Here is an 8,426-nt window from a genome sequence, read left to right on the forward strand (position 1 = left end):
GGGATAGTCCTTCGCGTTACCTGGCGAGAGGCAAACCGCTTCCTCGTAGGCCTTCTCCATCTCGAGCAGTGCCTGCTGCCGGGCATCTCCGGTCTGCACCTGCGCCAGCCGTTTCCACGAACCGCCGCGAAGAATGGCGCGCTCGGCGGTGGGGCCTAGCACCTGTTCCAGACCCTCGACCCTCGCCCGCGCCCGCTCGATCACCCTCACGGTCTGGCTTACGTCCGGCTTGACCGGGCCGGCCGATCGGTAGACCCGCGTGGCACTGCGGGCCGCCAAGTTGGCCAGCTGCTCGATCGCCTTAACCTTAAACTTGGTATCGCTGCCCTTGCTGGCTTCCTCATAGTGCTGGATCGCCTGGGCGAGGTCCCCAAGTTCCGCCCGGGCCTCCGCGAACGCCACCCGCAATTCAGCGTTGCCGAACCAGGAGCGGCGCCGTGCCTCGTCTTCCAACTCGACGAGGCGCCGACGTAAGAGAGCCTCGTCGCGCTCCAGGCCAACGTTGATGTCCTCGGTGATCTGCTCGGCGAGCGCGATAACCTCGGCGACACCCGCATAGCTCTTGGACGTCTCCTCGCGTGCCGTCTGCGCCATGCCGGGCAGCCGCATGTCCGGCTCGCCGTAGCACTGGTAGGCGCCCCAGGTCGTTCCGGTTGGGCTCACCTCATAAGCCTTGTGTCGAGCTTTCTGAGTGGCCGAGCCGAACTCGTCCCCCTCGAGCATGCGCTGATAGAACGTGATGGCGAACTGCTCGGCCGCGTCGTCGTCGACCGCCCAGCCGGCAGCGACAACGCCACGCACCCCGTTCTTGATGAGCTCCACGGCGACACTCGCCGCCAGCTCAGGTCGCTGGCCTCGTGCCGACAGGACCCGCGCTTCCTTCTCCGCGTCCGGATCGACATGGCCCAGGTGACAGCAATTTAGGAAGAACAGCTCGGGGCTCACGGAAAGCTGGGCCAGGATTGAAGGACCCAGGACCACGCCGCCGCCCAGAACCACGCCGGTGAGCTCAGGCTTGGCCCCGTCCTTCTGCGCGATTGGCTCGCGCACCACACCATGCGCGGCGATGTGGATAACCTCCCATGCCTCGGCGAACAGGTGCATGACGACGTGCTCGGGCAGGACGTCGTCACCGATCAGGGGCGTCACGTCATGCGTGCGGGCAAGCAGGTCGGCCACGGCTTCCGCTTCCCGCCGGGCACCCGGCAGCTCAGCGAAGCCGCTCTCCGGCCGCCCACGGGGATCGCCAATGACTAGCGCCTTGCGGCTACCACGGGAGGTGGCGACGTATTCGCGAAAGCGGGTCTGTACCAGCTGACGGACCACTCCTGAGCGCACAGCCGCCGGTTCTCGATTGCCGCTGTCTGGCAGGCGTCCGTCCGAGGTCCAGGGGCGCCGGTCGTCCATCAGCTCCCAGGGGAACCGCGCGCTATCCTCGTCCAGGATCAGGCGCAGGTTGCGGTCATCCTCGCTGAACTCCTTGAGCCGGACTGGCCAGAGTAGCTCGAATAGGGCACGGGCCGGACTGACGCTCCCGCCATAAGTCTGCCCGCTCTCGATGCTGCGACGGAGCAGGGAACGGACCACGTCGAGGTTGGTACCAACCAGCTGGGATTCGGCGCGCGCAAGACCACCGGCCACGGTGTAGCGCAGGACCTTGTCTAGGCCAGGAGCAGGAGGCTCCATGGTAATCTGCACCGGCAGCCACCAGTCGTCGTCCTCGCCGCCGATCAACCGGCGCCTGGCACCACCCTGTCGCACCACTTCGGGGTGCAGGGTGAAGTGCTTGTTGAGTTCGGTATACTGCTTGAGCGCGGCGTCCACGACGTGCCAGATCTCCAAGGCCCTGTACTCGAAGAGCTCCAGGATCTCGATCTCCCCCAACAGCAGCGGCGGCTGGTCGGAAGGTTCCTCGGGGGGAAGAGTCAGCACGGACTGAGCACGTGCGGCGGCACGTAGCAGGGCCAGCGCGCAAGCCCCTCGACCGAGACCACCGTCACCGGCGCCGATGAGGACTGTGCTGAGTGAGGCGGAGGTGCTGGTGGTGTCCTTGTTGGACCGCCGGCGATCGGCTTCGGCAGCGGCATAGGCCAGCAGCCCCTGGCGCAGCGTGTGCTGCAGCGTACCCATGGCAAGGCTGCCCGGCTCGCCAAGTCCGACCACGACGGCGCCCTTAGGGCGCTTGTCTGGGTCCAGGACGACCGTACTCGTGGCGATGTCGCCAGGGTAGAGGCCCATCCGGCGGCGCTCTTGCAGGCGACCGTCTAGGGCACGATTGAGGACGGCCTCGGCTCCGTTCAGGCTGTCGCCGGGATAGTGCCCGACCATTACCGGGTAGCGGGCGAGCGCGAGGTTGCCGTGGACGACCCGGATGGTGATCTTGGGCACCACCGTGCGCTCCACGACCGTGCCGGCCGCCCCGCCCAACGCCGCGGCGACCACATCCTCGGCGCGCGGCTGGATCGGCGGCTCCTCGCGTACGATTGGTGATGGTTCGCCACGCCCTCGAGTCAGCGTCCGCGGATCGGTCGGAAGCCGAACCGTCGTGCCGGTCTCCAGCAGGTCAGAGATCGCCGCGAACGCCGGCTCGTGCCGGGCTAGATCGCCATGGGCTGCCGGGGTGTACCAAGTACGGATGCCGTTTGGGATCCCGGTCCGCCACAGGACTTGACCGTCACCCTCGTTGGTGCGGGTGAACAGGATCCGCTGTCCGGACGGGCGGCTCGGATCGACCAGGATCCCGTCGATGGTGGGTGCTTGTCCCGCGATGTAGAACATGCGCTCGCCATCCAGCGGTGCGGTAGCATAAATGTCGCGAAACGCCTTGGCGACGGCCAAGTCCTCGAGCGAGGGACCCTGGAAAGCTAGATCACCCGGATCGGCCGAGGCGAGTTGCTCCCAGACCGTCCGATCGTAGAAGTCCAGCTTACCAGCATGCGGCAGCATCTGCACCGCCCCTGGCCAGGCCGTCAGGATCGCGTGCTGCTCGCTCCGGCTCAGCTTGAGGTCGGCTGCCGCCAGGACGCCCATCAGGCTGTTGCGGCCCATCAGCATGAAGGGGATGCTGTAGGATCCGCCGTTGGGTGTGCCGAGCTGTACGAGTCGGCAGTCCTTGCGCTCCCGGAACTGCCGCCAAACCTCGGAATCGAGAAAGGCCGACCGGGTGACGAGGCCGCCCATCGAGTGGGCGACGATGCGGATCGGCCGGTCGGTCTCGCGGAAGGCCTTACGCAGGACCTCCGCGAACTGGTTCCCCAAGTGCCGGATGGGTAGGCGCCAGTCATAGGCCCATGGCCGAACCTCATGGGTCGCATCGAGGTACCTGCAGAGCTCGCCGTAATAGAGTCCGACCGGCCCCTCGGCGGTAATCCCTTGCTCGCCGATCCTCAGACGAGCGAGCCCGCCCAGAGCCAGCCGGAATGGGTCGATCCAGATCCGGTCGTTGCCAGCAGCAAGGTGGCTGCCGGTGATCCCCGGCAGGACGTAGACGATCGGCCGCCGATCGGACGGACCACGGTTGCGCAGGACCGGCATCGGCACGGCAGAGGCTGCTACCAGATCACTATAGCCAGCCGGATCGGTCTCCGACCGCAATAGGCCGGCCATCGTCCGCTCGGCGGTGAGCGGGTTGCTGAAGTAGCGGAAATGGTCGACCGAGCTGCCACGATCGAGGAACCGGCGTGCGCTCGTCCGGATGATCCCGCCACTCATCGAGCTGGTGTTGACCACTAGGTCGTGGTCTTCGCCGTAATAGGCATCGGTGAACCAGAGCTTGAGCCGCTGGAGGACGCCGGACGCCTCACAGTCACCCTCGATAACGCTGAGATCCGCAGCACTGGTGACGTCCGGACGGTTCAGGAGCTTCATCAAAGGCGAGCCCGGGATCATCGCCTCCAGGCCCGGCAGCGTGGCGGGATCTGTGCGCTCCTTGATCACTGCGAGCAGGAAAGCCTGAAGGCCGTCATAGGTCAGGCCCAAAAACGGCGCACCGGCGTCGATGGCGAACCCTAGCACGTTCAGCGTCACGTTCAGCCAGCGATCCAGCCTGGCAGACGCCAGCGTGGTGCCCCGTGCAGGGCAGGCCACCCGGACGAAGCGAGCCACCTTCGGTTGCTTCTGGGCCAAGGCGTCACGCAGCCGGGCAAGGAATTCTGCCTGCTTCGTCCGGTCGACACCACCCAGAAGGGCCAAGTCATCCCTGTCGAAGGCTTCTGCCGTCTTCCCGTCCTCAGTCCGCTGACCACGGGCCAGCAGCTCACCGACCAGCCCACCACGGCTGTGGCTGACAACATGCAGGATCGCATTGGCCGGCAACTGCTCGACTAGTTGCAGCGCGTTCTCGATCGGGCTCTCGGTGAGGGTGCGATGCTCGAGGGCCAGGATCCGATCAGGATAAGTTTCGTGCAGTCGACGCCATAGCACGGCGTTGGCGGCGAGCCCTCCGAAGCCACCGGATGTGTTGGAGGCGGTACCATGCAGGAAGACGAGCCAGGGCTTGGGATCATTGGGCAGGGCGCCGTCGACGGCCGTCAGGCTCTTGTCCAGCTGCCATCGATACAGACCGGGCTTCCCAACAAGCTTGTCCTCGACTGCGTTCGCGATGGTCGAAGCACTCCGGCCACTCAGGTCCACGTCCAGGACCCGGAGCCCCTTGATCACCCAGTCCCCGAGGATACCCCGATCGCGGGTGGGCAGGGGCAGGGTCGGCGTCAGCTCGACGGCATCGGACCGCGTGATGGAGCGGCTGGCTGCGCCTCGCAGCTGGGGGATGACCTCGTCGCCGCGCACATACAGGCGAGCGCCACCGTCCATGACCAGCTCGACGACGTCGTCCTCGGCTGCCGTCACTTCGGCCTTGTCGCCGCTGCCACGGGTGACTTCGACCCGCACCGACTGATGTACGGTAGCGGAAAGGCCGAACCTATCGAGGGGCTCGCCGGTGCGTCCGCGTACCGGCTCACCAGGCGGGAGAAGCTCTTCTTGGCCGGGGACACGGACCAGGGTCATCGGGCAGTACTCACTATATCATTGGCTGAAAAATGGAGAGGTAATGGCACGGAATGATTTGCTCGTGCCGCTACGCAATGAGAGCATACGTCATCGATTGCTGCACTGCCGATGGATCAGCTGATATGGCAGATCCAGCTGCCGATCATGGGCCGATAGCAGTAGTAGCCGCAGCGTCGCGAGATCTTCGTTCTCATAGCGAGCCCCTCCCTGACATGTGGTGCTGAGGGCCCTTTTATGAACCGATGCTACATCAACGGCCTGAGACGTCAATGATCATGCCGTCTGCAATGATGTTCTGCGCGGGACGTTCGGATGATCGGACGAGCTTGAGTAGATCATCATTGATGGTGTTCCATGAACCGAGCCAGATCCAGGGTAACCGCAATAGGACGCTCTGGAACGGCAGCTTGCTGATATGTCCGTGATCGTTGTGCCCACCATCACCCTGGAAGGTGACGGAACGGGGCACCACATCCGGCTCCCGAATCCTACGCGGCAAATCCAGTGGCAGTTATACGCATCGGCTGATCACCGGCGGCATGGGTCATAATCTATCTACCAGAGAATTTGCGATCTAGATGTCTCTTGTCTGAGCCATCCCGTCTAGCCTCTTGACCAGACGGGATGGCTTGTCACTTGATCGGCATCGCACGTTTTCGGGAAGCTACCCCCGAGCCTGATCTCCTGATCTTATTCGCAGTCACCCTTATACTCGTACTTCTCGGCAGCAGCCGTATCACCAGCCTTGATCATGACGAGTTCTGTGAGCGTCGTATTTTCGAGCGTAACCCCCCTCGATGAGCTTGGCGGCCGCTTCCATGGCAATTTCGCCTTCTTGCTTCAGGTTCTGGGCGATCAATGCATGGATCGTGCCGTTCTTGAAGGCGTTCACTTCGGCCGTGGCAGCGTCATAGGCCACGACCTTGACGTTGCTGGCGGCGCCCGCCTGACGCAGCCCGGTAATGGCACCAATCGCACCCTGGTCGTTGGTAGCGAAGATGCCGGCCAAGTCCGGATGGGCCGAGAGCGTCGAGGTGACGATCTCCGCGGCTTTCTGCGGATCGTCGCTCTGGTACTGGGGACCCAGATACTCAAGGCCGGTGAACTTTTCCTTCAATTCTGCCTCGAAGCCTGCGGTGCGCGCGTCCTGAGCAGCGGACCCGGGAGGCTGGGTGATGACCAGCACCTTGCCCTTGCCCCCAGCAGCTCGTTCATCGCATCGGCCGCCAGCTTCCCGCCGGCCTCGTTGTCGGTCAGGATCTGTGTCTGGACGAACGAGCTGTCGCCAATCGTCTGGTCGACCGTGATGACCTTGGTGCCGCGCTCGCTCAGCTCCTTCATCGGCGCGATCAGGGCCTGCATGTCGGTGGGCACGATCGCGGCCACGGCCGGACCGGTGGCGGTGACGGCGTTCACGACCGGAACCTGCAGGTCGGCGGCGAACTGATCGGGGGCGGAGACGGTGAGATCGAGGCCCAGCTCCTTGGCCTTGGCCTACGCGCCGCACGACAAGGCTTGGTAGAAGGGACTGCCCTTCACGCCCAGCACGAGGGCCACCGTCTTCTCGGCAGCCTCACCCGAAGCGGCCATGGCGAGACTGGACAATAGAATGGCGGTACCCAGCATCAGGTAGCTCTTGCCGCTCGTCATCGACGTTCTCCCTCACCTTGCAGGTTCTAGCACTACCTTGGCACTTTAGCAGGTAGGCAGCTGGTGAGGTTGGTGCCGCAGTGTGGGCAGCGGATCCATGTGCGGTGGAACAGTTCGACCAGCCGACGTCGCACGGCTGGCAGGGTCGGCTGTGGTGGTGGTCCTGGTGGTCTGGCTTCGCTTTTCCCCCCGCTCCTGAAGCCGGAGGTGCTGGAGGAAGCAAAGGGCGATCATGGTCATCAGCGCATGGCGATGCAGGCCGGTCCAGGAGCGGCCCTCGAAATGGTCGAGGCCGAGTTCCTCCTTCATCTGCTGGTGGGCCTGCTCGCAGATCCATCTCGCCTTGATGGCGGCCGCCAGTTCCTGGAGGCTCGCGTGTTCTGGCAGGTTGGACAGGTGGTACTTGCGCTCGCCAGAGCTGCGGTGCTCGCCCACCAGCCAGACCTCCTCGCCGGGCAGGTGTCCGCCTTGCCGGAGCTGCTCGCCCTCAGCCGGGCGCACGCGCACGGCGGCGAACTCGGCGGCAAGCAGCTTCTTGGTCCCTCGGCGCCAGGAGATGCGACGCCAGAGGGCATCGACCAGCGCCTGCCCCGCCGGGACTGGGGCCTCGCTCGGCACCGGGTGCTTGCGCGGCCGGCCGGTACTCGCCTTGGGCCAGTGCAGTTCGACCGTCGTCGCGTAGACGTTCTGCACCTTTGGAATGCCGACGGCCCAGATGAGGCCGCGCCGGCTCAGGCCAGAGCGGAAGGCAGCACTGACGCCATAGCCGGCATCGGCAACCACACGGCCAAAGCGGGCACCGGCTGCCCAAAGCCGGTCGATCTCCATCAGGGCGATGTCGGTCTTCGGCAGGGCTTGCCGGTGCTCTGGCGGTATGCCGGCCTCGGCGCAGCGATCGGCATCGGCCACCCAGGCCTCCGGCAGGAACAGACGCAGGCCCACCGGTACTGGAACCTCACTATTGGCAAGCGTGAGGGACACCAGCACCTGGCAGTTGGCACGCTTGCCCAGGCACCCGCAGTACTGGCGCACCACACCCACCGAACGCTTTCCCTGCTTGGGCAGGGCGGTGTCGTCGACCACCAGCACGGCATCAGGTCCACCGACCAGGCCATCCGCCTTCTCCACCAGGACCCGCCGCAACGCCGCATCGTGCCAGGTCGTGCTCGTCACAAAGTGATGGAGCTGGTCATGGCCGCGAAGACCCAGCCGGGCCGCCGTCGGCTGCAGGCTTTTGCGCTCTCCTGGACCGATCAGCCCCTGCAGGTAGACCGGCGCCCACAGCCGCCGCTTCCTGTGCCCCATGGCCGCCAAGAACGGCGCGAGCCAGTCCTCCAGATCCTCCCGCCAGTCCACCTGCGCCATCGCTTCCGTCCCGACAAACCGTCAGGACATGACAACGGTTCAGACAGCGGCAGGTTCTGCCAAGGTAGTGCTAGAAACGGTCCTCAAATGCTCAAGCTGTGGATCTTGAGAGCCTTCTCAGCATGATCCGGCTCATAGCGGCATAGATCATGGTCTCACTCGTCTGAGGTAGCCACTCATAGTCCCTGCAGAGCCGTCGTGACTGGCCGAGCCAGGCAAAGGTTCTCTCTACCACCCATCTTCTCGGCAAGACCTGGAAGATGTTCTTGGGCTTTTCCTTGAACCCGCAGCGCCAGAGCTGGCGGTCCGGGTGGCGCGGCACCTCAAGGCGCCATCCTCGTTCCGCCTCCAGTTGGGACGCAAACGCGCCAGCATAGGCGGCATCGGCCCATACCAGTTCG

At 64.9% G+C, this 8,426-nt stretch carries 4 protein-coding genes and 2 pseudogenes; 1 reads left to right on the top strand and 5 read right to left on the bottom strand.

All coding sequences use genetic code 11. The features are described from left to right. The coding region (locus VNS22_RS17785) for a DUF7379 domain-containing protein (RefSeq protein ID WP_325734753.1) at window positions 1–5,007 on the bottom strand (5,007 nt) is incomplete at its 3' end. Window positions 5,008–5,398: 391 nt separating this feature from the next. Here VNS22_RS17785 and VNS22_RS28395 point away from each other — a divergent pair. Beyond that, window positions 5,399–5,588, top strand: a pseudogene (locus tag VNS22_RS28395) (hypothetical protein); the annotation flags it as partial. 158 nt (window positions 5,589–5,746) lie between these two features. On the opposite strand, the pseudogene VNS22_RS28615 reads toward VNS22_RS28395, so the two are convergent. The 4 genes and pseudogenes from VNS22_RS28615 to VNS22_RS17815 all read right to left on the bottom strand — a co-directional run. Then, a pseudogene (locus VNS22_RS28615) lies at window positions 5,747–6,489 on the bottom strand (ABC transporter substrate-binding protein). Window positions 6,490–6,504: 15 nt separating this feature from the next. Beyond that, window positions 6,505–6,660, bottom strand: coding sequence for a hypothetical protein (locus VNS22_RS17805; protein WP_325734759.1), 156 nt, complete (start codon window positions 6,658–6,660; stop codon window positions 6,505–6,507). Window positions 6,661–6,705: 45 nt separating this feature from the next. Further along, window positions 6,706–8,025, bottom strand: a complete 1,320-nt coding sequence (locus VNS22_RS17810) for an IS701 family transposase (protein ID WP_349261829.1) — start codon at window positions 8,023–8,025, stop codon at window positions 6,706–6,708. Between the two features lie 91 nt (window positions 8,026–8,116). Further along, window positions 8,117–8,426, bottom strand: a 310-nt coding sequence (locus VNS22_RS17815) for a transposase (protein ID WP_325734761.1), incomplete at its 5' end; no start/stop codon positions are given.

The sequence above is a fragment of the Geminicoccus sp. genome (assembly GCF_035556675.1).
In the GTDB taxonomy this organism is placed as follows: domain Bacteria; phylum Pseudomonadota; class Alphaproteobacteria; order Geminicoccales; family Geminicoccaceae; genus Geminicoccus.